18 protein-coding genes and 6 pseudogenes are annotated in these 23,461 nt (G+C 69.1%); 16 read left to right on the top strand and 8 right to left on the bottom strand.

Annotated features, from left to right (window positions below; all coding sequences use genetic code 11):
* The first annotated feature begins 135 nt into the window (after nt 1-135).
* The 9 genes from SY2F82_RS17540 (at nt 136) to SY2F82_RS17580 (ending at nt 13,352) form a co-directional block, all read left to right on the top strand.
* Nucleotides 136-1,134: an aldo/keto reductase family protein gene (locus SY2F82_RS17540; protein WP_200419989.1), complete on the top strand. Its 999-nt coding sequence runs from the start codon at nt 136-138 to the stop codon at nt 1,132-1,134.
* Between the two features lie 257 nt (nt 1,135-1,391).
* Complete coding sequence (locus SY2F82_RS17545; protein WP_200419990.1) at nt 1,392-2,414, top strand: LacI family DNA-binding transcriptional regulator; 1,023 nt, start codon at nt 1,392-1,394, stop codon at nt 2,412-2,414.
* 72 nt (nt 2,415-2,486) lie between these two features.
* Nucleotides 2,487-4,166, top strand: coding sequence for an ABC transporter substrate-binding protein (locus SY2F82_RS17550; RefSeq protein ID WP_200419991.1), 1,680 nt, complete (start codon nt 2,487-2,489; stop codon nt 4,164-4,166).
* A gap of 94 nt (nt 4,167-4,260) precedes the next feature.
* The gene (locus SY2F82_RS17555; protein ID WP_200419992.1) at nt 4,261-5,238 is read left to right on the top strand and encodes an ABC transporter permease; all 978 of its coding nucleotides are present in this window, start codon (nt 4,261-4,263) and stop codon (nt 5,236-5,238) included.
* A 14-nt stretch (nt 5,239-5,252) separates the two neighbouring features.
* The gene (locus SY2F82_RS17560; RefSeq protein ID WP_200419993.1) at nt 5,253-6,173 is read left to right on the top strand and encodes an ABC transporter permease; all 921 of its coding nucleotides are present in this window, start codon (nt 5,253-5,255) and stop codon (nt 6,171-6,173) included.
* Between the two features lie 3 nt (nt 6,174-6,176).
* Nucleotides 6,177-7,130: an ABC transporter ATP-binding protein gene (locus SY2F82_RS17565; protein WP_200419994.1), complete on the top strand. Its 954-nt coding sequence runs from the start codon at nt 6,177-6,179 to the stop codon at nt 7,128-7,130.
* Nucleotides 7,127-8,170 (top strand): ATP-binding cassette domain-containing protein, encoded by a 1,044-nt coding sequence (locus tag SY2F82_RS17570; RefSeq protein ID WP_200419995.1) that lies wholly within the window; start codon nt 7,127-7,129, stop codon nt 8,168-8,170. Before SY2F82_RS17565 ends, SY2F82_RS17570 begins: the two co-directional genes overlap by 4 nt.
* Nucleotides 8,167-9,699, top strand: coding sequence for a glycoside hydrolase family 32 protein (locus SY2F82_RS17575; protein ID WP_200419996.1), 1,533 nt, complete (start codon nt 8,167-8,169; stop codon nt 9,697-9,699). Before SY2F82_RS17570 ends, SY2F82_RS17575 begins: the two co-directional genes overlap by 4 nt.
* 86 nt (nt 9,700-9,785) lie before the next feature.
* The gene (locus SY2F82_RS17580; protein ID WP_200419997.1) at nt 9,786-13,352 is read left to right on the top strand and encodes a GH32 C-terminal domain-containing protein; all 3,567 of its coding nucleotides are present in this window, start codon (nt 9,786-9,788) and stop codon (nt 13,350-13,352) included.
* Between the two features lie 130 nt (nt 13,353-13,482).
* On the opposite strand, the gene SY2F82_RS38955 is transcribed toward SY2F82_RS17580, so the two are convergent.
* Nucleotides 13,483-13,857: a hypothetical protein gene (locus SY2F82_RS38955; protein WP_236041585.1), complete on the bottom strand. Its 375-nt coding sequence runs from the start codon at nt 13,855-13,857 to the stop codon at nt 13,483-13,485.
* Between the two features lie 100 nt (nt 13,858-13,957).
* Here SY2F82_RS38955 and SY2F82_RS39515 point away from each other — a divergent pair, with 100 nt between their 5' ends.
* Together SY2F82_RS39515 and SY2F82_RS39905 are read left to right on the top strand one after the other, a co-directional pair.
* Nucleotides 13,958-14,116 (top strand): hypothetical protein, encoded by a 159-nt coding sequence (locus SY2F82_RS39515; RefSeq protein ID WP_268980398.1) that lies wholly within the window; start codon nt 13,958-13,960, stop codon nt 14,114-14,116.
* Nucleotides 14,115-14,258 (top strand): annotated as a pseudogene (locus tag SY2F82_RS39905) (XRE family transcriptional regulator); the annotation flags it as partial. The gene SY2F82_RS39515 and the pseudogene SY2F82_RS39905, both read left to right, overlap by 2 nt.
* 40 nt (nt 14,259-14,298) lie before the next feature.
* On the opposite strand, the gene SY2F82_RS17595 reads toward SY2F82_RS39905, so the two are convergent.
* Nucleotides 14,299-15,357 carry an NAD(P)/FAD-dependent oxidoreductase gene (locus tag SY2F82_RS17595; RefSeq protein ID WP_200419998.1) on the bottom strand — a complete coding sequence of 353 codons (1,059 nt, stop codon included), beginning with the start codon at nt 15,355-15,357 and terminating at the stop codon, nt 14,299-14,301.
* Nucleotides 15,358-15,684: 327 nt separating this feature from the next.
* Here SY2F82_RS17595 and SY2F82_RS17600 point away from each other — a divergent pair, with 327 nt between their 5' ends.
* Nucleotides 15,685-15,969 carry a hypothetical protein gene (locus SY2F82_RS17600; RefSeq protein ID WP_200419999.1) on the top strand — a complete coding sequence of 95 codons (285 nt, stop codon included), beginning with the start codon at nt 15,685-15,687 and terminating at the stop codon, nt 15,967-15,969.
* A 128-nt stretch (nt 15,970-16,097) separates the two neighbouring features.
* Here the strand turns inward: SY2F82_RS17600 and SY2F82_RS38965 are convergent.
* The 3 genes and pseudogenes from SY2F82_RS38965 to SY2F82_RS17610 form a co-directional block, all read right to left on the bottom strand.
* Nucleotides 16,098-16,244, bottom strand: a pseudogene (locus SY2F82_RS38965) (ISAs1 family transposase); the annotation flags it as partial.
* The gene (locus SY2F82_RS17605; RefSeq protein ID WP_236041581.1) at nt 16,223-16,657 is read right to left on the bottom strand and encodes a transposase domain-containing protein; all 435 of its coding nucleotides are present in this window, start codon (nt 16,655-16,657) and stop codon (nt 16,223-16,225) included. The gene SY2F82_RS17605 and the pseudogene SY2F82_RS38965, both read right to left, overlap by 22 nt.
* A 61-nt stretch (nt 16,658-16,718) precedes the next feature.
* Nucleotides 16,719-17,002, bottom strand: a pseudogene (locus tag SY2F82_RS17610) (IS110 family transposase); the annotation flags it as partial.
* A gap of 196 nt (nt 17,003-17,198) precedes the next feature.
* Between SY2F82_RS17610 and SY2F82_RS17615 the strand changes: the two are divergent.
* The 3 genes and pseudogenes from SY2F82_RS17615 (at nt 17,199) to thrS (ending at nt 20,464) form a co-directional block, all read left to right on the top strand.
* Nucleotides 17,199-18,815, top strand: a complete 1,617-nt coding sequence (locus SY2F82_RS17615; protein ID WP_200420000.1) for a flavin monoamine oxidase family protein — start codon at nt 17,199-17,201, stop codon at nt 18,813-18,815.
* A gap of 12 nt (nt 18,816-18,827) precedes the next feature.
* A pseudogene (locus SY2F82_RS17620) lies at nt 18,828-19,049 on the top strand (Tn3 family transposase); the annotation flags it as partial.
* A gap of 179 nt (nt 19,050-19,228) precedes the next feature.
* Entirely contained in the window at nt 19,229-20,464 is a 1,236-nt protein-coding gene (gene thrS, locus SY2F82_RS17625; protein ID WP_200420001.1) for a threonine--tRNA ligase, read from the top strand.
* Between the two features lie 12 nt (nt 20,465-20,476).
* Here thrS and SY2F82_RS38970 read toward each other — a convergent pair.
* Nucleotides 20,477-20,947 (bottom strand): annotated as a pseudogene (locus SY2F82_RS38970) (site-specific integrase); the annotation flags it as partial.
* A 107-nt stretch (nt 20,948-21,054) separates the two neighbouring features.
* Between SY2F82_RS38970 and SY2F82_RS17635 the strand changes: the two are divergent.
* Nucleotides 21,055-21,561 (top strand): hypothetical protein, encoded by a 507-nt coding sequence (locus SY2F82_RS17635; protein WP_200420056.1) that lies wholly within the window; start codon nt 21,055-21,057, stop codon nt 21,559-21,561.
* Here SY2F82_RS17635 and SY2F82_RS17640 read toward each other — a convergent pair.
* Both SY2F82_RS17640 and SY2F82_RS17645 read right to left on the bottom strand, forming a co-directional pair.
* On the bottom strand, nt 21,503-22,309 hold the full coding sequence (locus SY2F82_RS17640) for an IS5 family transposase (RefSeq protein ID WP_236041561.1): 807 nt from the start codon (nt 22,307-22,309) through the stop codon (nt 21,503-21,505). The genes SY2F82_RS17635 and SY2F82_RS17640 overlap by 59 nt on opposite strands.
* A 278-nt stretch (nt 22,310-22,587) precedes the next feature.
* A pseudogene (locus SY2F82_RS17645) lies at nt 22,588-23,411 on the bottom strand (IS5 family transposase).
* Between the last annotated feature and the right edge of the window lie 50 nt (nt 23,412-23,461).

A 23,461-nucleotide genomic window follows, 5' to 3' on the forward strand; every position in this document is an offset into this window, starting at 1 on the left:
TGGAAGCCGTGTCGCGCCTCCGCCGGTCGAAGGGGGCGGGAACTGGCCACGGAAGGGACAAGCCGTGGTGCCAGAGCGAGGTGCGGGTGCCTTGCTGGCCACGGTCTCCTTCGTCCTCGGAAAGGGACACAGAACATGGACTATCGCCATCTGGGCGGCAGCGGCATGCTGGTCAGCGCCATCGCCTACGGGAACTGGGTCACCCACGGGTCACAGGTGGACCAGGACGCGGCCACGGCCTGTGTACGCGCCGCACTCGACGCCGGCATCACCACCTTCGACACCGCCGACGCGTACGCGGAGACCCGGGCGGAGGAGGCACTGGGCGACGCACTCAAGGGCGTGCGCCGCGAGGGCGTCGAGATCTGCACCAAGGTCTACTTCCCGACCGGGCCGGGGAAGAACGACCGCGGCCTGTCACGCAAGCACATCATGGAGTCGGTCAACGGCTCGCTGCGCCGCCTGGGCACGGACTACGTGGACCTGTACCAGGCGCACCGCTACGACTACGCCACTCCGCTGGAAGAGACGATGGAGGCCCTCGCCGATGTCGTCCACGCGGGCAAGGCGCACTACATAGGCGTCTCGGAGTGGAAGCCGCAGGAGATCAGGGCCGCGGCGCAGCTGGCGCGGGAGCTGAAGATCCGCCTGGTGTCCAACCAGCCGCAGTACTCCTTGCTGTGGCGCGTGATCGAGCCGGAGATCGTCCCGGTCTGCCAGGAGCTGGGCATCGGACAGATCGTGTGGTCCCCGCTCGCTCAGGGTGTACTGACGGGCAAGTACAAGCCGGGGCGGCAACCGCCGTCCGGTTCCCGCGCCACCGACACCAACGGTGGCCGTGACGCGGTGGCCGGATGGATGCGCGACGAGGTTCTGACCCGGGTCCAGGAGCTGGTTCCTCTTGCTGCCGAAGCAGGCATGTCGCTTGCGACGCTGAGCCTGGCGTGGGTGCTGCGCAACACGAATGTCTCCGCGGCCATCGTCGGAGCGCCCCGGCCGGAGCAGATCGTCGAGAACGCCAAGGCGGCGGACGTCACGCTGGACGACGAGTTGGTCAGGCGCGTGGACGAGATCCTCGATCCGGTCGTCGAGCGGAACCCCGAGCGCATCGACGTGTTCGCCGAGCGGCCGTGAGCCGCAGCCACCGCGGGCTCGGCGGTGAGTCCACAGCCATGTCGTTGCCCTGCGGGCCGACCTCGCGAGGCGTCGCCCGGCCTCCAGAGGCGGCACCGAGGAGGCGTCTCGTTTCCATCCCTCTTCGTTACCTCGCGAGGTATTGACATGCCGCATAAGGCGGCCGTAACTTCCCTGCAATGCAGAAGTAACGCGCGTTACTAAAGCGCGAAACTCGAGGGGCGCAGCGCACCTCCACCGACCGAAGGGGACCGAAAGTGGCCACCAACAAGACGCAGCGCGTGACCATGAGCGATGTGGCTCGCCGCGCGGGTGTCTCGCGGACCACGGTCTCCTTCGTCCTCAACGACAAGCCCGGCGCAACCATCCCCGACGAGACCCGTCGGCGAATCCTGCAGGCGATCGACGAGCTGGGCTACCGGCCCAACGCCGGGGCGCGGGCACTGGCCGCCAACCGCAGCGGGTGGTTCGGTCTGATCACCGAGATCGTGACCGGCCCCTTCGCCGCGGAGGTGATCACGGGAGCGCAGAGCCGCGCCTGGAGCGACCGGAGGTTCCTGCTGATCGCCGCGAGCGAGGGCGATCCCGCCCAGGAGGCCGCCGCGCTCGACCAGATGCTGGAGCACCGCGTGGAAGGGCTGCTGTACGCCACGACCTGGCACCGGCCCGTCACCCTGCCGAAGGCCGCCCGCGAGGTGCCGACGGTGCTCGTCAACTGCTACGACGCGCAAGGGGAGCTTCCGTGCATCCTGCCCGACGAGGTGTCGGGCGGATACAAGGCGACCCGCCGGCTGCTGGACGCCGGGCACACCCGCATCGGGTTCATCAACCTCGACCCGGCGATCCCGGCCGCGATCGGCAGGCGCGAGGGGTACGAGCGTGCCCTGCACGAGGCCGGGATCACCCCCGACCCGTCCCTGGTCATCCCCGGCTGGGCCACCGCCGACGGCGCCTACACCGCCGCCTGCGAGTTGCTGGACCGCCCGGCCGCCGACCGGCCGACCGCGCTGTTCTGCGGCAACGACCGGATGGCGATGGGCGCGTACGACGCGATCAAGGAACGTGGGCTGCGCATCCCGCACGACGTGGCCGTGGTGGGGTTCGACAACCAGGAACTCATCGCCGCCTATCTGCGGCCGAAGCTGACGACGCTCGCCCTGCCCTTCGAAGCCATGGGCACCAAAGGCGTCGACATGCTCGCCGCTCTCGCAGCGGGGCAGCCGCTCGACACCCACCGGGTGACGATCGACTGCCCGCTGCTCGAACGCTCGTCGGTCTGACCGCGAATCAGTCCGCCGAGTAATCCCATCCCGTCTTCGTCCTGTGTGTTGAAGAGAGGAAGAGTCTTCATTATGGCACCCTCCATAGCCTCACGGCGGCTGCGGACCGCCCTGAGAGCGGCCACCGCGACCGCCGCCGCGTCCCTGGTCCTTGCCGCCTGCACGGGAGGCTCGGGCGCCGCCGGCGCCGGGGACACCTCCGGAAACCAGCTGCTCACCATCCCGCGCGAGGACCTGGCGACGTTCACGCGCAACTTCAACCCGCTCTCCCCGCAGGCCGCCCCGATGACCCTGCAGGCGATCTACGAGCCGCTGGTCGTGCACAGCATGTCCAACGCCAAGGACACGCCGTGGCTGGCCACCAAGTGGGAGCAGGCCAAGGACGCCAAGTCCCTCACCTTCACGCTGCGCGAGGGTGTCAAGTGGTCGGACGGCCAGCCGTTCACCGCCGACGACGTCGTCTACACCTTCCAGCTCCAGAAGAAGGTGCTGGGCGGCTTCGACTACCTCGACAAGGTCACCGCGGTCGACGCCCACACGGTGAAGTTCTCCTTCAACAAGCCTTTCTCGCCCGCTTTCTACGAGATCGGCGGCCACTACATCCTGCCGAAGCACATCTGGTCCAAGGTGAAGGACCCGGCCACGTTCACCAACCCCAACCCGGTCGCCACCGGCCCGTACACCCAGGTGGAGAAGTTCCAGAGCCAGTCGTACGAGCTGCGCAAGAACCCCGACTACTGGCAGCCCGCCAAGCAGCAGATCGCCGGCATCCAGATGCAGGCCTTCTCCGGCAACGACAGCGCCAACCTCGCCTTCACAGGCGGCGAGGTGGACTGGACGCAGACGTTCATCCCGAACATCGAGAAGTCCTTCGTCGCCAAGGACAAGAAGCACAACCACTACTGGTTCCCGGCCACCGGTGCCATGATCAACTGGCAGCTGAACACCACCAAGGCCCCCTTCAACGACCCGGCTGTGCGCAAGGCTCTCAGCACGGCCGTCGACCGCGACCAGATCACCAAGGTCGCGATGAACGGCTACGCTCAGCCCGCCGACTGCACAGGCCTGGCCCGCACCTACGACAAGTGGCGCGACACGTCGCTGGCCGCCTCCTGCACCTGGACGAAGTACAACACCGACGCGGCGGCGAAGGCCCTGGATGCGGCCGGTTACAAGGAGAGCGGCGGCAAGCGGCTGCTGAAGAACGGCAAGCCCTTCACGCTCGACATCTCCGTCGGCTCCGCCTCCTCCGACTGGATCTCGGTCGCCAACATCATCAAGCAGGACCTCGCGAAGGTCGGCATCACCGCCACCGTGAAGACACCCGACTGGTCGGCCGTCTCGGCGTCGTACAACACCGGAACCTTCGACACGGGCATCGTGTGGAGCAACAACGGCGCCACGCCGTACGAGTACTTCCGCGGCGTGATGTCGACCAAGATGCTCGTGCCGGTCGGCAAGCAGGCCACCGAGAACTACCACCGCTTCGGCGACAAGAAGGCCGACCAGCTCATCGACGCCTTCGCCGCCGCCACGGACGAGAAGACGCAGCGCGAGCAGATGAACGGCCTGCAGGAGCTGTACAACGAGGACGCGCCCGTCGTCCCGCTGTTCACCGGCCCCGAGTGGGGCGCGTACACGGATGCCCGCTTCACCGGCTGGCCCACCGAACAGAACCCGTACGCCACCCTCGGCAACCGCAACGGCAGCACGATCCTCGTGCTCACCTCGCTCAAGCCTGTCAAGGGCTGACGTCGCCGCGCGGAGCGGCGGCCGCCCTCCTCCCGGGACGGCCGCCCCCGCACACCGCATCACCGTTCACCCCCACCGACAGGGAGCACGACCCGTGCGTCTGATCCTGCGCAACCTGGGGTTCTATCTGCTCGCCTTCTGGGCCTCCATCACCCTGAACTTCGTTCTCCCGCGCTTCATGCCGGGCGATCCGGTCTCCCGGATGTTCGCGCAGGCCCAGGGCACGATGCAGCCCGACCAGATAGCCCAGCTGCGGAAACTCTTCGGCCTCGACCACCGCCCCCTCTGGGAGCAGTACCTCACCTACATCAAGAGCGTCTTCACCGGCGATCTCGGCATCTCCGTCACCCGTTTCCCGACCCCGGTCTCCGACGTGATCGGCCAGCAGATCGGCTGGACCCTGCTGCTCGGCGGCGTCGCCCTCGTCATTGCCGCGGTCCTCGGCAACCTGCTCGGCATCGTGGCCGCCTGGCGGCGCGGCGGCGTCCTGGACTCCGCCTTCCCGCCCCTGCTGATCTTCGTCGGCTCCTTCCCGTACTTCTGGCTGGCGATGGGCGCCCTGTACCTGTTCGGAGTGAGCCTGGGCTGGTTCCCGCTGCGCCACGCCTACGACGTCGGGCTGGCCCCCGGATTCAACGGCGAGTTCCTCTCCAACGTCGCCACCCACCTGGTGCTGCCGGCGCTGACCATCGTGCTGGTCTCCATCGGAGGCTGGATGCTCGGCATGCGCAACACCATGATCGCCACGGCGGCCGAGGACTACATCACGATGGCCGAGGCGAAGGGGCTCAGCCCCTCACGGATCATGTTCCGCTACGCCGCCCGCAACGCGCTGCTCCCCTCCGTCACCAACTTCGGAATGGCGCTCGGCTTCGTCGTCGGCGGCGCCCTGCTCACCGAGGTGGTGTTCGCCTACCCCGGCATCGGCTACCAGTTGCTGATGGCCGTCCAGGGCCTGGACTACCCGCTGATGCAGGGCATCTTCCTGACGATCACGGCGGCGGTGCTGCTCGCGAACTTCCTCGTCGACCTCGTCTACGTCCGCCTCGACCCGCGCGTCCGCGTTCGCTGAAGGGGGCTGTCGACATGACCGCCATCGAGATCGCGACGGCCACCACGCCGACAACCCCGGTGCGCGCTTCGCGCCGGCGTGGACTGCTGCGCCAGCTCATCGACAGCAAGAAGGCCCTGACCGGGCTGATCCTGCTCGCCGTCTTCGCGCTGCTCGCCCTGCTCGCTCCCGTCCTCGTCCCGGGTGACCCGTCCCTCATCAACTCCACCGGCAGCCAGGCCCCGTCGGCCGCGCACTGGCTCGGTACCACCGCCAAGGGACAGGACGTGCTCGCCCTCACCCTGTGGGGCGCACGCAGCTCCCTCTTCGTCGGGTTCACCGTCGGGCTCGCGGCGACCGCGGTCGCCATCCTCGTCGGCCTCGCGTCCGCTTACTTCGGCCGGATCGTGGACGACGCCCTCACCCTGGTCACCAACATCTTCCTGCTGCTGCCCGGGCTGCCGCTGCTCATCATCCTGGCCGCGTTCCTGCCGCCCGGGACCTCCACCGTGATCCTGGTGCTCGTCGTCACCGGCTGGGCGGGCTCGGCCCGAGTACTGCGAGCCCAGGCCAAGTCGATCCGGGGCAAGGACTTCGTGGCCGCCGCCGTCGTCACCGGGGAGCGCCCGCTGCGGATCATGTTCCGCGAGATCCTGCCCAACATGGCGTCCGTGGTGATGACCACGCTGCTCGGCTGCGTGATCTTCGGCATCGGCGCCCAGGCCGGCCTGGAGTTCCTCGGCCTCGGCGACAGCAGCGTCGTCAGCTGGGGGACCAACCTGTACTGGGCGAGCAACGACGGAGCGTTGATGACCGGCACCTGGTGGGCCTTCGTCCCCTCCGGGCTGTGCATCGCGCTCGTCGCCTTCGCGCTCGCGCTGGTCAACTACGCCGTCGACGAGATCACCAACCCGAGGCTGCGCAGCCGCCGTGCCCGGCGTGAGAGGAGGGGCTGAGCCATGGAACCCGTACTCGAGGTGAACGGCCTCCGCGTCGAATACCGCGGCGACGGACGCACCGTCGTGGGCGCCGACGACATCTCCTTCTCCATCGGCGCCGGAGAGGTCTTCGGTCTCGCCGGGGAGTCCGGCTGCGGCAAGTCGACCATCGCCAACGCGGTGATGCGGCTGCTGAAGCCCCCGGCGGAGATCACCGCCGGAAGCATCCGCTTCCAGGGCCGCGACGTCCTCGCCCTCGACGCACGCGAGCTACGCGACTTCCGGTGGCGGGAGATCGCCATGGTCTTCCAGTCGGCGATGAACTCCCTCAACCCCGTCCTGACCATCGGCGAGCAGATCGTCGACATCTTCACCACGCACGAGCGGATGAACAAGCGGACCGCGCGGGAGCGCGCGGGTGAACTGCTTCAGCTGGTGGGCATCGATCCAGGGCGGCTGAAGACGTACCCGCACCAGCTCTCCGGCGGTATGCGCCAGCGCGTGGTCATCGCCATGGCCGTGGCCCTGAAGCCCCGGCTGCTGATCATGGATGAGCCGACCACCGCGCTCGACGTGGTCGTGCAGCAGGAGATCATGGCGCAGATCCGCGACCTCCAGCGGGAGCTGGGCTTTTCTATCCTCTTCATCACCCACGACATGTCCCTGATGGTCGAGCTGTCGGACCGCATGGGTGTGATGTACGGGGGACGGATCGTCGAGCTCGCCGACGCCAAGGAGCTGTTCGCCGATCCCCTCCATCCGTACACCGAGGCGCTGATGAACGCCTTCCCGCCACTGACCGGCCCGCGCCGGGAGCTCACCGGCCTCTTCGACGCCCCGCGCACCGCTGACAGCTGCGGCTTTCACGTCCGCTGCCCCGAGGACCGGTCGGACTGCTCCATGAACATCCCCGACCTGCGTGAGGTCGCGCCCGGCCGCTGGGTGGCCCGCAGCCTGGAAGGAGCCCCCCGATGACCGAATCCCTGCTCTCCGTACGCGGCCTGACCAAGGACTTCCAAGTCGGCACCGTCTTCTCCCGGCGCCGCGTCCGAGCCGTCTACGACGTGTCCTTCGACCTCCCTGCCGGCCGGATCACCGCCCTGGTCGGCGAGTCCGGCAGCGGCAAGTCCACCATCGCCCGCTGCCTCGCCCGCCTCGAACAGCCCTCCGCCGGGCAGGTGCTGCTGGACGGCGAGGACGTCCTGCGCACCGAGCGGCGCCGGGCGTCACGGGCGTACCGCCGCAAGGTCCAGATGGTGTTCCAGGACCCCTTCGGCTCGCTCAACCCTGTCCACCGCATCGAGCACTTCCTCACTCGCGCCCTCGTCCTGCACGGCCACCCCGCCACACCCGAGGTGCTGCGCGAGCTGATGACGACGGTCGGCCTGACCGAGGACATGCTCCAGTCCTACCCGCACGAGCTCTCCGGCGGCCAGCGACAACGCGTCGCGATCGCCCGCGCCCTCGCCGTCGAGCCCCGGCTGGTCCTCGCCGACGAACCGACCTCGATGCTGGACGTCTCCGTGCGCGTCGGTGTGCTCAACCTGATGCGGCGCCTGCGCGACGAGCGGAACATCGCCATGCTCTACATCACGCACGACCTCGGCTCCGCGCGCTACCTCGCGGACACCACAATGGTCATGTTCGCCGGCGAACTCGTCGAGGGCGGCGACGCACTGGCCGTCATGGACGCCCCCGCCCACCCCTACACCCGGCTGCTGCTGTCCGCAGTGCCCGACCCCGAGCGGGCAGGGAGCCACGACCCGGCCGAGCGAGCCCGGCTGCGCGAGGAGATCCTCAACCCCACGTCCTGCCCGTACGGCGACGACGGCACATGCAGCCGCACCGAGCCTGTCCGCCACATCGTCGGCGAGGACGAGGGCCAGCCCCACTGGGTGCGCTGCCACCTGCGCGCACCCGCCTCCGACATCGCCCGCCGCGTGCTCAAGGCCACCGACCGGCCCGCCGGCGAGGCCACCGACGACACCGAGAAAGCGGAGACCACCGCCGCATGACCCATGACCTCACCCTCCCCTCCGGCACTCCCGTCGCCGAGGGGCTGGCCGAGCGCGCCCTGCGCGACCCCCACCGCCCCCGCTTCCACTTCACCTCGCCCGGCGGCTGGCTCAACGACCCCAACGGGCTCAGCCACTGGAGGGGCATCTACCACCTCTTCTACCAGTACAACCCGCTCGCCCCCGCCCACCACCGCATCCACTGGGGCCACGCCACCAGCACCGACCTCGTCCACTGGACCGACGAACCGGTCGCCCTTGTACCGGGCACCGACGGCCCCGACCGCGACGGCTGCTGGTCCGGAGTGCTCGTCGACGACGCAGGAGTGCCCACGATCATCTACTCCGGCAGGCACGGTGAGCATGAACTCCCCTGTGTGGCGAGGGGATCGGCCGACCTGAGGTACTGGTCCAAGGACCGGGCCAACCCGGTCATCACCGCCCCGCCCGAGGGCGTCGACATCACAGCCTTCCGCGACCACTGCGTATGGCGAGAGGGCCAGGTGTGGCGGCAGCTGATCGGCTCAGGCGTGCGAGGCGTCGGCGGGACGGCCTTCCTGTACGAGTCGGACGACCTGCGCAGCTGGCGGTACCTCGGCCCCCTGCTGACCGGCGACGCCTCGCAGAACCAGGGCGAGCTCGACTGGACCGGCACGATGTGGGAGTGCGTCGACCTCTTCCGGATCGGCGAGAGCGAGGAGGACGACGGCACAGACGTCCTCGTCTTCTCCGCCTGGGACGAGGGCACCACCCACCACCCCCTGTACTGGACCGGCCGCTACCAGGGCGACACCTTTACCCCGACCGCCGTCCACCGCCTCGACTACGGCGGACGCTACTTCTACGCCCCCCAGTCCACCCGCGACGAGCACGGCCGCCGCATCATGTTCGGCTGGCTCCAGGAGGGACGGACGGACGAGGCCAACGCACAGGCCGGCTGGTGCGGCGTGATGTCCCTGCCGAGAGTCGTCACACTCGACGCCGACGGCCGACTGCACCAGGCTCCGGTGCCGGAACTGACCCAGCTGCGGCGCGAGCGCGTAGAGGTGGCGGCGGGCCCGCTCACCGACCCCTACAGGCGGCTGCACCCCGTGCGCGGCGACCAACTCGACATCGAGACGACCCTGCGCCTAGCCCCCGGAGCGAGGGCCCGGCTCGTGGTCCGCGAGACACCCGATGGCGCCGAACGCACAGTCGTGGAGGTCAGCAGAGCGCACGACGGAACGGGCGGCATCCTCCGCCTGCACCGCGAGAACAGCAGCCTCGACCCGACGGTCGACACCGAACCCCGGTACGGCGAGCTGCCGCTGGACGCCGACGGCCGTGTGGACCTGCGCGTCCTCGTCGACCACTCCGCGCTGGAGATCTTCGCGGGCGGGCGGCCACTTGCCGCCCGCATCTACCCCACCCGCCCGGACGAGGCCGTCGGTGTCGGCATCGGTGCCGACGGCGACGTGACCCTGGAACGGTTCGACGCCTGGCAGATGGCGTCGGCCTTCGCCGAAGGACCCCGGCCACTGTGGCCGTGACGGTCTTACAGCCGGCTACGGCCCGAGGGGGAGGGGGGACGTCCCCCCGGGCCGTAGCCCACCCTTCCCTTCTCCCAGGAGCCGCCATGAGCGTGTCCCGCCGCACCCTCCTGCTCGCAGGAGGCACCGCCGCCACCCTGCTGCCTCTCGCAGGCGTCCTCCCCGCGGCACAGGCCGCCACCCCGAGCGCCGCCGGAGCACCCCCCGTGCCCATCCCCGACCCCCTCCCCGTCACCGGCACCTGGACCCGCACCTCCGACGGCGGCCAGAAGGTGACCGCCGGCACGCGCGAACGCGCGCTCGCCCTGTCCGAGCAGCAACTCGCGTCCAAGGGCACATACGCGGCCCGCATAACGCCCCAGTCCGCATCCGCCGTGGGCGCGCTGCTGTTCCGGGCCGCCCTGGACGGCTCGACCGGATACGTGGCCGCCCTCGACCCGGGCCGCGCCCGCATACGGCTCTACGACCTGGCAAGCGGCGACACACTCGCCACCGCACCACTGCCGGGCACGCAGGCCGCGCGACCCTACGACCTCGAAGTGGCTGTGGACGGACCGGAACTGACGGTGTCCGTCGACGGCAGGCGGCTCCTCCACGCCGAGGACCACCGCCACGACACCGGCTCCGTGGGCCTGCTCGCCCAGGGCGGCACCGTCACCTTCGGCCCGCCCTCCGTCTCCGCCATCACCACCAACCTCACCGGCTGGACCACGAGCGGCGGCACCTGGACGGCGACCCCGCTCGGCTGGCGCGCGAACCCGTCCCAGGCATCCATCACCCGCGCCGTCACCACGACCCGGGCCCACGACACCGCGCTCCGGGCCGACCTGCTCCTGCACGACACCTCAGCGGTCGCCGAACTGCTGGTGCGAACCGACGAGGCGGCCACCCACGGCTACGGCGTCCAAGTCGACCCGGGCCACAGCAGGCTGAGGCTCTACCGCATCGACGGGAACGTCACACTCGGCACGTACACGACCACCATCAAGGCCGACACGGTCTACCGCCTGCGCGTCGAAGCCGAGGGCACCGAACTGCGCGTGCACTGGCAGACCAACTTCCTCTCACCCGACGGCTACAGCCCCGTCATCACCGCCCAGGACTCGACCCACACGACGGGCCGACTCGCCGTCACGGCATCGGCCGCCGCGGTGTCCTTCGAAAACATCGCCGCCGCGGACCTCGCCACCAGCGTCCAAGGCTGGACGGCCCGCTCCGGCACCTGGACCCCCGACCTGCGCGGTATCCGCGGCGAGAACGGCCTGCGGACGGCTCCCTTCACCGACGGCGACCTGGTGGCCAGAGCCGACATCACCCCCGCCGGCACCTCGACGTCGGCCGGTCTCGTCCTGCGCGCGTCCGCGAACGGCTCCGGCGGCTACGAGGCACGCCTGGAAGCCGGCCGGAACGCCGTCGTCCTGCTGGACCGCTCCTCCGGCGCCCGCCTCGCCTCCACCTCCGGCCCGGTCCGGCCCATCGCGTCCGGCGGCACCTACCGCGTGGAGGCCCGGGCGACGGGCAGGACGATCGAGGTGTACGTGGACGGCGTACAGGCGCTGAAAACCCGCGTCTTGCGCACCACGGGCGCCACCGTCGGCACCACGGCCGCGCACGGGACGTCGTACTTCCAGAACGTCGAGGTCCGCAGCACCGCCGGCTACTTCACCGAGCCGTACCGCCCCACGTACCACTACTCCCAGCTCACCGGCTCCACCAGCGATCCCAACGGCCTGGTGTACTACGACGGCGAGTACCACCTCTTCCACCAGGACCAGGGCCGCTGGGCGCACGCGGTCAGCACCGACCTCGTCCACTGGCAGGCCCTGCCGATCGCCCTGCCCTGGAACGAGTACGGCAACTGCTGGTCGGGCTCGGCGGTCGTGGACGCGGACGACACCTCCGGCCTCTTCGACGGCGGCTCCGGCCTGATCGCGTACTACACCAGCTACCACCCGGACAAGCCGGGCGGAAACGCGAGCGTGCGCATCGCCTACAGCAAGGACAAGGGCCGCTCATGGCAGTGGCACGGCGGATCGGCCCCGGCCGTCCAGAACCCGGGCGGCCCCGACGCCGGCTGGACCTTCCGCGACCCGAAGGTGATCCACGACGAGAAGCACGACCAGTGGCTGATGGTCGTCTCTGGCGGCGACCACATCCGCTTCTTCACCTCCACCGACCTCCTCACCTGGACCCACGTCAGCTCCTTCGGCTACGGCGACTGGGCCACGCCGGGCGTCTGGGAGTGCCCCGACTTCTTCCCCCTCCCGGTCGACGGCGACGAGACCCGCGTCAAGTGGGTCCTCACCCTGAGCACGGGTGCCGTACGCGCCACGAACGGCTCGGCCGCCCAGTACTTCACCGGCGACTGGAACGGCACCAGCTTCAGCCCCGACCAGAGCGCCGGCACGACCTTGCGCGCCGACTCCGGCCGCGACTACTACGCCGCCATGTCCTACTACGGCCTGCCCGAGGGCCGCCGCGTCTGGCTCGGCTGGATGAGCAACTGGGACTACCCGTTCAGCGCCCCGACCGGCGCCTGGAACGGCCAGCTCAGCATCCCCCGGGAACTGACCCTCACGGACACCGCCGACGGCGTACGCCTGGCGCAGCGCCCGATCCCGGAGTTGACCGCTCTGCGCACGTCCACCACGACCCGCAAGGACCTCTCCGTCGGCCCCGACTCCGAGAACCCGCTCGCGGGCGTCACAGGCATCGCCTACGAAATCGAGGCCGAGGTCACCCTCGGCACCGCCACGGAGATCGGCTTGAGGCTCCGCGCCGACGAGGACCAGCACACGACGGTCGGATACGACGCCGAGGCGAACCAGCTCTTCGTGGACCGGTCGGAAGCGGGCCTGAGCGACTTCACCCAGTACTTCGCGGGCCGCACGACGGCACCGATGGAGCCGACCGACGGCCGGGTGACCCTGCGCCTGTACGTGGACTCGTCATCGGTCGAGGCGTTCGGCGCCGACGGCCGGGCCGCTGTGACAAGCCTGATCTTCCCCTCCCCGTCCGCCGACGGCATGGCCTTCTACGCCAGGGGCGGCACCGCGCACATCGAGTCGCTCAAGGTGCACCGGCTGGAGGGCACCCACCGCCTGGTGGACCTGGTGAAACCGCTGGTGGCTGCCCCGGTCGGCGGTGCTTTCCGCTCCGACCTCGGCGTGCTGACGATCACCCCTGCCGGTCACTGGTCCACGGACAGCGCGGGCCGCGCCGGAACCTTCGACAAGGACTCCAACGCCATGTCCGCGCGCACCGCGACGGACGTGGACTTCACCACCCTGATAAGGCTCGGTGGCCCCGCCCCGGACACCGGCGGCGCCCTCTCCCTCCTGTGGCGCGCCTCCTTTGACGGCACCAACGCTTACCACCTCAACATCGACCCCGACCTACGGGTGATCCGCCTGGTGGCCAAGGCCAACGGCTACTTCGACGACGGCGCCGCCCTCGCCCGCGTCCCGGCCCTGGTCCGCCGCGGCACCACGTATCCGGTCCGCATCCTCGCCCAGGGCGACCGCATCCAGGTGTTCCTCAACGGCGAGCAGATCATCAACGTGACGGACACGACGTACACCAACGGGCACGTCGGCCTCAACGTGTTCGGAGGGAGGGCGGCGTACCAGGACACGTACGTGAAGGAGCTGTGATCTCCGGTCAGGTCGACCAGCGACATTGACAGCGGAGGCTCCGCCCCGAGCGCCGGGGGGTGCCTCTATGTCCTTCGTCAAGCGCGCCGCCGACACTGAGCGAGCGGTGTTCGGATGCTGTACTCGCCCATCAGCTCCTGGTCGTCGGTGTGCTGAAAAAACACATGCGTCTCGTGGTCTTCGCCATGGCCCACGACGCAGGGATGCCCTTCAACCGGATCGCGGAGGCGTGTGCGCTCAAGCCCGAGCGTGTCAGCCAGATCGCCGGCGGCACCGCAGCTGTCACCGCGCTGGCCACTGTCGAGCGAATCGCCGGCGGACTGTGCTGCCGCAGCCGAGAGCTACCGGTACGGCTGCCACGGCCAGCAGCCCACGCGTCCTTGCCGACCTGGTCGCCGACTTCACGAACGGGGCGGCCACGATGCAGGCGTGCGGGATGGCGCCACCGGCCGGAGGCATCGCGGGCGACGTCGATGCCGACTTCCACCACCAGCTCGGGTTCCACCAGCGTGACGTCCAGCGTCTCCCGGCTGCCCCACCCGGCGGAGAACGACCAGCCCGTCGATGGACGACCGCGCCGCGACGGGGCGAGTAGCCCGGCGACCGTGCTGCTCGTTGTCCGGGAGAGCGTGGTGGTGCGGCTGGTGTACTGCAGGCGGCCACGGGACTGCGGACAGAGCCGTGATGAGGCGGACGGCGAGGCCGAGGAACGCGTCGTGGATGTCGTCGCGCCTTTCCCATCGGATGCGTACGCGGCGGAATGAGCAGCGTCTGATCCTCAAGCCGGGTGAAGCCGCCGAGTTCGACACCCACGTGCCGCACTGGCTCGGCCTCGATGACAACCAGACCGTCGAACTCCTCGTCCTCTTCGGGCGCCGGGGTGAACGGGCCCATCTCAGGGCCCGCACCCCCGGAGTCTTTGCCGGGCCGGCAACGGCTTCTGTCACTACCCGGCGTCGAAGAACGGCTTCAGACCGTGCGCACGCGCGCCCAGCACACGTCGGGACACCTCGGCCTCCATCCGCCCGCTGAACGCGTTCCCGTCCCCCACGCGGGAGGCGGCGGCCGTGGCGTCAGCCGTCAGCAGGTCCATGTGGATCGCGGCCGCCGCCGTCACCCCGGCCGCCGTGGCGGCCGGAACCCCCGCCAGCACATCACTGACGTTCCCGGCCGCCCACACGCCCGGTACTCCGGTGAACCCCGACCCATCCACCTCAAGTTGCTCACCCACGCCCATGGGGTGCTCGCGCACGGTCAGACCAAGACCGTCGAGGAAGCCGGCACGAGCAACGAACCGCGGGGCGACCACCAGTTCCTGCACCGGCACCACCACTCCCGAGGCCAGTCGCACCCCTGCCAACCGGTCCTCGCCATCGGCCTCAAGACCCGTGACCTCACCGTCCACGACGGCAACTCCAAGGGCGGCGAGCTGCTCCCACTGCTCGTCGGTCACCTCCGCCCCGGTGTGCCGGAACAGCGTGACGTGCTTGGACATCTGGCGGAACAGCAGCGCCTGGTGGAAGCTGCCCAGCACACCGATCGTCCTGTCGCGGATCTCCCAGCCGTGGCAGTAGACGCAGTGCACCACGTCCCGGCCCCACCGTTCGGCCAGTCCCGGCACGTCCGGCAGCTCGTCGACCAGGCCCGTGGTCGCCAATACCCTCCGCGCCCGCACGCGCTGCCCGCCCTCGGTGACGACCGAGAACGCCGCGCCGTCCCGGCGGATCTGCGCGACTCGGCCTGCGACGACCCGGCCGCCGTAGGAGAGGACCTCCTCCCGTCCCAGCCGCAGCAGCTCCAGCGGGGAGATGCCATCATGGCCGAGGATTCCGTGGACTCCGACACCGACGGCCGGAGCATTACGGGGCTCTCCCGCATCTATCACCAGCACCGACCGGCGCACCCGAGCCAGGGTCAAGGCCGCCGAAAGACCGGCGGCACCGCCCCCGACCACCACGACATCCCAGGTCTGCTCACCGGCCTGCATCACATCGAAGTCGCTCATGCCGCCACCATGCGATCGACGCAGACCAGGCAGCAAAGATTCTTGCCGTTCCAGCAAAAACAGGGGCGGCCGGTGTCTCCTCGCGCGCAGGCGCCGCACGGCCGACCAGAGCTGACCGCAGGCAGCGCAACGCTGCAGGGAAGCAGGGCCGTTCGCCGAGTCGTGGGCGGCCTGCTCGTACTCCGAACCCCTGCGGCGGCTTGGAAGCCAGTGCAGGGCCTCGGCGAAGTCGCATGATGCCCGGTCTATGATCACGGGCTCCCCGGGAGGTGAGGGGCGCCGAAAGTCGCAGGCTCCACGAACTCGAGTGCTGGTAGCTTCGCGCCCGTGATCGTGTATCCGCTGTGGCATGTCGGCCATCAGAACGAAGCTGGCGACGACGGCTCGACAGTGCACGTCGATGAGAGCGGCGTGTACTGCGACGAGTCGGACGGCGACGACGTAAAGCTGCTCGGTATCTACTCAACCCTTGAACGGGTCGAAGAGCGAGTGCGTCAGGCTCGACTGCTACCAGGCTTCCGTGATGAACCGGAGTGCTTCTACTTCGACGCCTGCGAGCTCGATGAGGACGATTGGACCGAGGGCTTCGTTCGAGTTCCGCCGGGCGAGTAGGCCCGTGGGCAGAGCCTCGATGGGATGCCGTTCCGTGGTCACGTAAGCCCCAGGGCTTGGGCGTAGTCGGGTTTGTGGTGATGTGAGTCCCAGGAGGGCGAGGGGAGTCGTGCGTCGCGGGCGTTCTATCGCAGGCCGGCGGCGATATTGGTGCTCCCTGCGAGGCGGAGGGCGCCGATGACGAGGTTGCGCCAGGTGGCCATGGCGCGAGGGGCGGTGCCGGTCCGCAGTTGGGAAGCGTCCTCGGCGAACGTTACGTCTCGAACATGGTGTAGCACTCGGTCACCGCGACCACCCGGGCCTGTGGATAGCCCATCGGACTGCGTTGGGCCAGGACCCGCAGCCCGTGGAAGAGTTCCGTGCTCCGGCCCAGCGGCCGGGCCACAGCCCGAAACAGCTCTCGCATCACCGGCCAGCCCAGCCCCTGCCTCGCCCGTGTCAGAGAGGACTTGTTCACCCCGGCCCACGGCCGAAGCGTCGGCTCGCCGGTCTTCACCAACCGCAAGGCCTCCAGGTAGTCGGCCTGCGGAAACAGGCACAGTGCGAGCACGAAGTACACCGTGAACCGGGTCGACAGCACACGCCGGCGCTTCTCCGCACACCCGACCTCGGCAACGACCCGATCCACCAGCTCAGCAGGACACGACCGAGTCAGGATGCCTAACCCCAGCCGCTCCAGACGCGACATCAACACCGCATGGCCCAACACCACGCACACCGCAAAAGCAACGGCATTGTCGAGGTCAGGACTGGGGGAGAGGGTGAGCCTCCAGCAACTGTCCGATCTGCGTTTCCAGGGCTCGTCGCTGATTCTGGACGGCCGCGAGCGAGCGGGCCAGGGACGGGATCACGGCGTCGAGTGTGCCGGTGCCCGGGATCACGACGGTTTGCTCGTCGACCGTGTCGAAGACGTCGTCGATCAGCCGCTGGGCCCTGCCTGGCGCCTTGGGCGGGATCACCTCAACCATCTTGCGGCGCCCGGCTTTACGCAGGGCGGCCGGTGACCGTAGCGTTCCAGCAGGCGGGTCACGGATGCGCGTTGTCCGTTGTGTGCGCCTTGGTTGTGGTTGCTCGTGCCCACGCGACGGAGTCGCATATCGATACGGCCCCGCGACTCTTCGGGGCGCGAGCTGGTAGAAACGTGTGGGTTACATCAATATCCATGGGCCGTAACCGGCCATTGGGAGGCTTCCCCGGTCTTCATTCAAGATCGAAAGGGAGGCCCAGTCATGGCACAGCCTCAGGTCGGGCCCGGAACGAGTCGCCGAGCATTCCTGCGCCGCGTCGGTGTCGCCGGTGGCGCCGGAGCCATGTTCGCTACCATGGGGGCACTCGGCCTCGCGCCCACGGCCGCCTACGCGGCGGAGAAGGAGGCGTCCTTCCAGGCGCCGCGCCGCAGCGACTTCACCCTTCAGGGACGTGGCGGCAAGCCCGCCAGAGTGGTTGTCATCGGAGGCGGCATCGCGGGTCTCACCTCCGCTTACGAGCTGGGGAAGGCCGGCTACGACTGTACGATCCTCGAGGCTCGGGACCGCGTCGGCGGCCGAAACCTCACCATCCGCGGCGGCGACAGCCTCACGGACATCAACGGCGTCAGCCAGACGGCCCGCTTCAGCGAGGGCCAGTACATGAACGCGGGGCCGGCGCGCCTCGCCCAGTGGATGGTCACCCTCGACTACTGCCGCGAACTCGGCGTACCGATCGAGGTCTTCACCAACACCAATGCCAGTGCGTTCATCTACAACCCGGGCAAGGGCATGACGAAGCCGGTCCGGTACCGGACCGCGAAGGCCGACGTGTACGGCTACGTCTCCGAGCTGCTCTCCAAGGCGACCAACGCGGGTGCCCTCGACGGCGAGTTGACGGCCGACGACAAGGAGCGGCTGCTCACCTTCCTCAAGAGCTACGGCTCCCTCGGCGCCGACTACACGTACACCGGCACCGAACACCGCGGATTCACCGTCGACCCCGGCGCCGCCGGCACGCCCGGCGAGGAACTCGGCGGTGTTCCGTCGCTGTCGGACGTCTTCGCCTCCAACGTGGGCCGCTACTTCTCCTTCGAGTTCGGTTACGACCAGGCGATGCTGATGTTCCAGCCGGTCGGCGGCATGGACCAGATACCCAAGGCTTTCGCGCGCGCCATCGGGCACGAGAAGATCCGCACCGGCGCGGCCGTGACCGACATCAAGAACACCACGGAAGGCGTAGTCGTCACCTACACCCAGGACGGCCGTACCCGGGTGGTCGAGGCCGACTACTGCATTGCCACCCTGGCACCGCACATCCTTGCGAAGACCCCGCACAACCTCGGCACCGAGGTGCAGACCGCGCTCCTCGCCGTGAAGCCCTCCAACGCCTCCAAGATCGGCCTCGAGTACAAGAGCCGCTGGTGGGAGAAGGACTTCAAGATTTTCGGCGGCATCACCGAGACCGACATGGACCTGGACCACATCTGGTACCCGTCCTATGGCCACCTCGGCGACCGTGGCCTGATCATCGGCTACTACAACACCGGTGCCCACTCGGACGCGTACTCGGCGCTCACTCCGGCCGAACGGCTGGAGCGTGCCGTCGCGCAGGGCGTCATGATCCACGGCGACAAGTACCGTACCGAGCTGGCTGCTTCCTTCTCCCATCAGTGGAAGCTGGCCCCGTACCTCGAGGGGGCCTGGCACTCGATGCCCGGGGGCCCCGATGCGCCGGCGTACGCACCGCTCAACACGGCGCAGGGCAACGTGTACTTCGCCGGTGACTACCTGAGCTACCTGGACGCCTGGCAGCACGGAGCGATCTCCTCGGCACGCAAGATCGTCACGGAACTCCACGCGCGCGTGCTGGCCTCCTGACACCGCGTGTGACTGGTCCTCAACGCGCTCGTGCTGTTCAACACCCGCTATATGGACGCCGGGGTCAACCAGCTGCGCGCGGACGGCTTCAAGGTCCGTGACGAGGACGTGGCCCGCCTCTCACCGTTTGTACGGCATCACATCAACATGCTCGGCCGGTATTCCTTCCAACTGCCAGATCTGCTCGGCGGCCTGCGACCCCTGCGTGACCCGGGCACTCCTGACGAGGAATGACCGTGTGGACATCGCTGCGTCCTGCTAACGTCTGCGACATGAAGCGCGCCGCTATGACGACGACGCCGGAGAGTGTCCCGGCGCGCTGACAGATGATCTGATCCGAAGCCCCGGGGCAAGTGCCCCGGGGCTTCGTCGTAGGCCCGGTCACTTGCTCCGCAACCAGCAAGGAGACCGCGATGACCACCGCGCACGACCACCGCAAGCTCGGCCGTGAACTGGGCCTGTTCGACACCGATCCGCTGATCGGCGCCGGCCTGCCGTACTGGCTGCCCGACGGCGCGGCCGTGAGGCACACCCTGGAGGAGTACATCCGTGCCGCCGAGCGCCGGGCGGGCTACCAGCACGTGTACTCACCGGTCCTCGGCAAGCGGGAGCTGTACGAGATCTCGGGGCATTGGGCTCACTACAGCGACGACATGTTCCCCCCGATGGACCTCGGCGCAGAGCAGGTCGTCCTGCGGCCGAGCCTGTGCCCCCATCACGCGGTGATCTACCGCTCCCGCTCCCACAGCTACCGCGAACTGCCCCTGCGGATGGCCGAACTGGGCGGCATGTACCGCTCCGAACTCTCGGGCGTGCTCGGTGGGCTGACCCGGGTGCGGGCCATCCAGCTCAATGACGCGCACATCTTCTGCACCCTGGACCAGGTCGCCGAGGAGGCGCAGGCGGCGCTGGAGATGATCCGCCAGGCGTACGAGGCGCTCGGCATCACCCCCACTCGGTACCGGCTCTCCCTCCCAGGGCCCGGTGGCAAGTACGTTGCCGCACCCGAGAAGTGGCAGCGCTCCACCGCACTGCTGACCGACGTCCTCGACCGCTCCGGCCTGCCCTACGAGGCAGCCGAGGGAGAGGCCGCGTTCTACGGCCCCAAGATCGACGTCCAGGTCACCGACGGCGCCGGCCGGGAGTCCACCCTGTCCACCGTCCAGGTCGACTTCCACCAGCCCGAGCAGTTCGACCTGCACTACATCGGCGCGGACGGCGCCAAACACCGCCCGGTCATGGTCCACCGGAGCATCATCGGCAGCGTGGAACGAGCCGTCGCCCATCTCATCGAACAGCACGGCGGGGCCTTTCCTGCCTGGCTCGCCCCCACTCAGCTGGTGATCCTCCCGATCTCCGACACCGAACTGCCGAACGCCGCAGCCCTCGCCCAACGCTGCACCCGGCTGGGACTGCGCGCCCAGATCGCGGGACCGGACCGCGGCAGCCTGGGCGCCCGAATCCGAGAGGCCCGCCTGGTTCCCTACCAAGCCGTCATCGGTGCCAAGGAGGCCGCTGACGATCACGTCGCACTGCGCTTGCGTGACGGACGCCGACTCGACCCGCAGCCGGTCAGTGACGCACTCACCCACATCAGCGCTCTCATCGGGGCCCACAGCACCGATCTGTGGGCCGACGCCACCTCATAGCAGGCGTCACGATCAGCGCCTGCTGTCACCTGGGGCGAAGAGACTGGTGATCTCTGCAACGGCGTCGGGCGAGGGCTTGAAGTAGCGGCGGACGTTCTCCAGCTTCTTGTGTCTCGACTTGGCCATCAGCATCAGCAGGCTGGCCCCGGCCTCGCCCAGGTGGGTGAGGCCGGAGTGACGGTATTCGTGCAGGTCCCAGCCCGTGCACGGCGGTGTGCTCGTCGAGAAGGGCGCGGGCCTGCCCGTACGACAGCCGGGCCAGCCCGGTGTCCGGGCACACGTCACGCGGGCTGACGACCTTGCCCGGCCCCGGGCGGCGGTGGGTGACGAACACCGGCCCGCGTGTGCGGCCCTTCAACAGCCGGGACAACAGCCGGGCGGTGCCAGCGTCCCAGTACACCGTCTCCAGCACGAAGTCCTCGCGTGCCTGGCCCCGGCGGCGGCCTTGCTCCGCGCACCTTTCGCCTTAGAGGTCGTTCTCTTTCCGAACCCCGTGTGCGGATACCGCTGGTCAGACATGGGATTGGGGCGGTCACGGAAGCATCGACTCGTTGCTGATCGAGTCGCCGTGGGGGTGTCGGATGCCGTCAATGCGGGCGGTTTTGGAAGCGCGGCGGAAGGCCGCGATGGTCCGGGTGGAGGAACTCGAAGCCGAACTCGACCGGGTGCGGACGGAGTTGACGGACGCCGAAGAGATCCTCAGACGCCGGGTGATCGGGCTCGAGCAGTATCTGGAGGCACTGGCCGAGGAGGAAGCACCTGCCGTGGCGGTCGGCGGTCCGTCGCAGAGAAAGCCGGTAGGCCCGCGCCGTGCGGTGCCGCATCGGGAGAACGCGGCCGGGGTCGAAGACCTGTCGGTGGACTACCAGGCGGTGATGGCCGCTGCGGCGGAGGCCGGAGACGACGGGCTGGGCGCCCGGCGGGCGGCCGTCGTGCTCGGCTGGGACAGCGCCTCCGCCTCGCGGGTCGAGGGTGCGAGAGCACGGTTGAAGAGGCTGGTGGAACGGGGCTGGCTGGTGGAGACGAAGCCCGGAAGGTTCACCCTGCAGACAGGGCAGCAGGCCGATGAGGTCGTGCGGCCAGGCGGCGGTTCATGAGTGCGATCATCGACCATCGAATGACGGCTTCGCTCGTGTCGGGGCGTCGCTCGTAGTCCCGGACCAGGCGCCGGCTGCGCAGAAGCCAGGCGAAGGACCGTTCGACGACCCAGCGGCGGGGCAGTGCCTGAAATCCCCGGACATCCTCGCCCCGGCGGACGATGTCGAGGACGAGCCCGAGATGCTGGCTGGTCCAGTCGGTGAGGTGACCGGTGTAGCCGCCGTCGGCCCAGACCCGCGCCAGCCGCCGGAAGCGGCCGGCTGCCTGCGGCAGGAGGATCCGGGCGCCGTCCCTGTCGGTCACCGATGCCGGTGTGACCAGCACGGCCAGGAGAAGCCCGAGCGTGTCGGTCAGCAGATGCCGCTTGCGCCCGTTGATCTTCTTGCCTGCGTCGAAGCCGCGTGAGGCGTGGGCGACGGTCGCGTCCGCCTTCACCGACTGCGAGTCCACCACAGCCCCACTCGGCTCCGGGCCACGACCTTCCGCCCGACGGACCGCCTGGTGCAGCCTGTCGTGCAATTCGGCCGCCAGCCCTGTGTCCCGCCAGCGGGCGAAGAAGGCGTAGACCCGCGGCCACGGCGGGAAGTCGGACGGCATCGCCCGCCACTTGATGCCGTTGTCGACGAGGTAGCGCACCGCGTCGATCATCTGCCGGTGGCAGTAGCCCTCCGGTCGGCCGCCGCGGCCCGCCAGCCATCCCGGAACCGGCAGCAGATTCTTCACCACAGCCCACTCCGCGTCGCTCATGTCCGAGCCGTAGCGGGGCCGGCGATCCGGCCGGTCGCAGGCGTTCCCGAACCTGTGGGCGAGGCAGTCACACGCAGGAGTGGACGAACTGGACCGAGCAACCGCGACCACGCGACACTTCGACAACGGGGCCTCTTGATTCTCGCTGGACTCGACAACCGCGAGCTACCAAGAGGCCCCCTCGTCCATGCCCTGGCATCGGCCAACTCACCCGATCCAGTCCGCTGTTCGAACCCACCCGACCACGCAAGCGGATAGAGAACAGGCAGTTAGAGGTCCTAACAAAGGCGTTGGACGTGGCGGTGTGTGATGAGGCAGGTGGCGAGGCCGAGGAACGCCTCATGGATGTCGTCTCGCCGCTCCCAGCGGATCCGCAGGCGGCGGAAGCCGTGTAGCCAGGAGATGGTGCGTTCGACGACCCAGCGGAAGGTGCCCAGGCCGGTGCCGTGCGGTTGCCCGCGTTCGGCGATGACGGGACGGATGCCGCGGGCCCAGAGCAGGCGACGGTACTTGTCGTGGTCGTAGCCGCGGTCTGCGAACAGCATGTCGGGTCGGCGTCGTGGCCGGCCGACAACGCCGGCCACGGCAGGAACTTTGTCCAGCAGGGGCAGCAGCTGGGTGACGTCGTTGCGGTTGCCGCCGGTCAGCGACACCGCGAGCGGTATGCCCTGCCCGTCGACGAGGATGTGGTGCTTGCTGCCCGGCCGTGCACGGTCGACCGGGCTGGGACCGCTTTTGGGCCCCGCCGGGCCGCCCGGACGTGGGAGGAGTCGATCACCGCCCGCGACCAGTCCAGCTTCTTCGCCGACCGCAGCCTCTTCAGCAGCACTGCGTGCAGCTTGTCCCACACGCCCGCCTCGTTCCACGCGGCCAGGCGCCGCCAGCAGGTCATGCCCGAGCCGAAGCCCAGCTCCTGGGGCAGGTACTCCCACTGGATGCCGGTGTGCAGCACGAACAGGATCCCGCACAGAGCCTGCCGGTCCGGCACCCGTGGCCGGCCTTCGACCAGCTTCGGACCCGGATCCGGCAGCAACGGCTCGATGAGCGACCACAGTTCATCCGACACGATCCACGGCCGCGACTGTCTCTTCCCCACGACCACACCAACGAGCGGATCAGCCGACAGTCACATGATCAACGGCTTTTGTTAGA

Origin of the sequence: Streptomyces sp. Y2F8-2 (genome assembly GCF_014905555.1) — a bacterium.
GTDB classification, from domain to species: Bacteria; Actinomycetota; Actinomycetes; order Streptomycetales; family Streptomycetaceae; genus Streptomyces; species Streptomyces cynarae.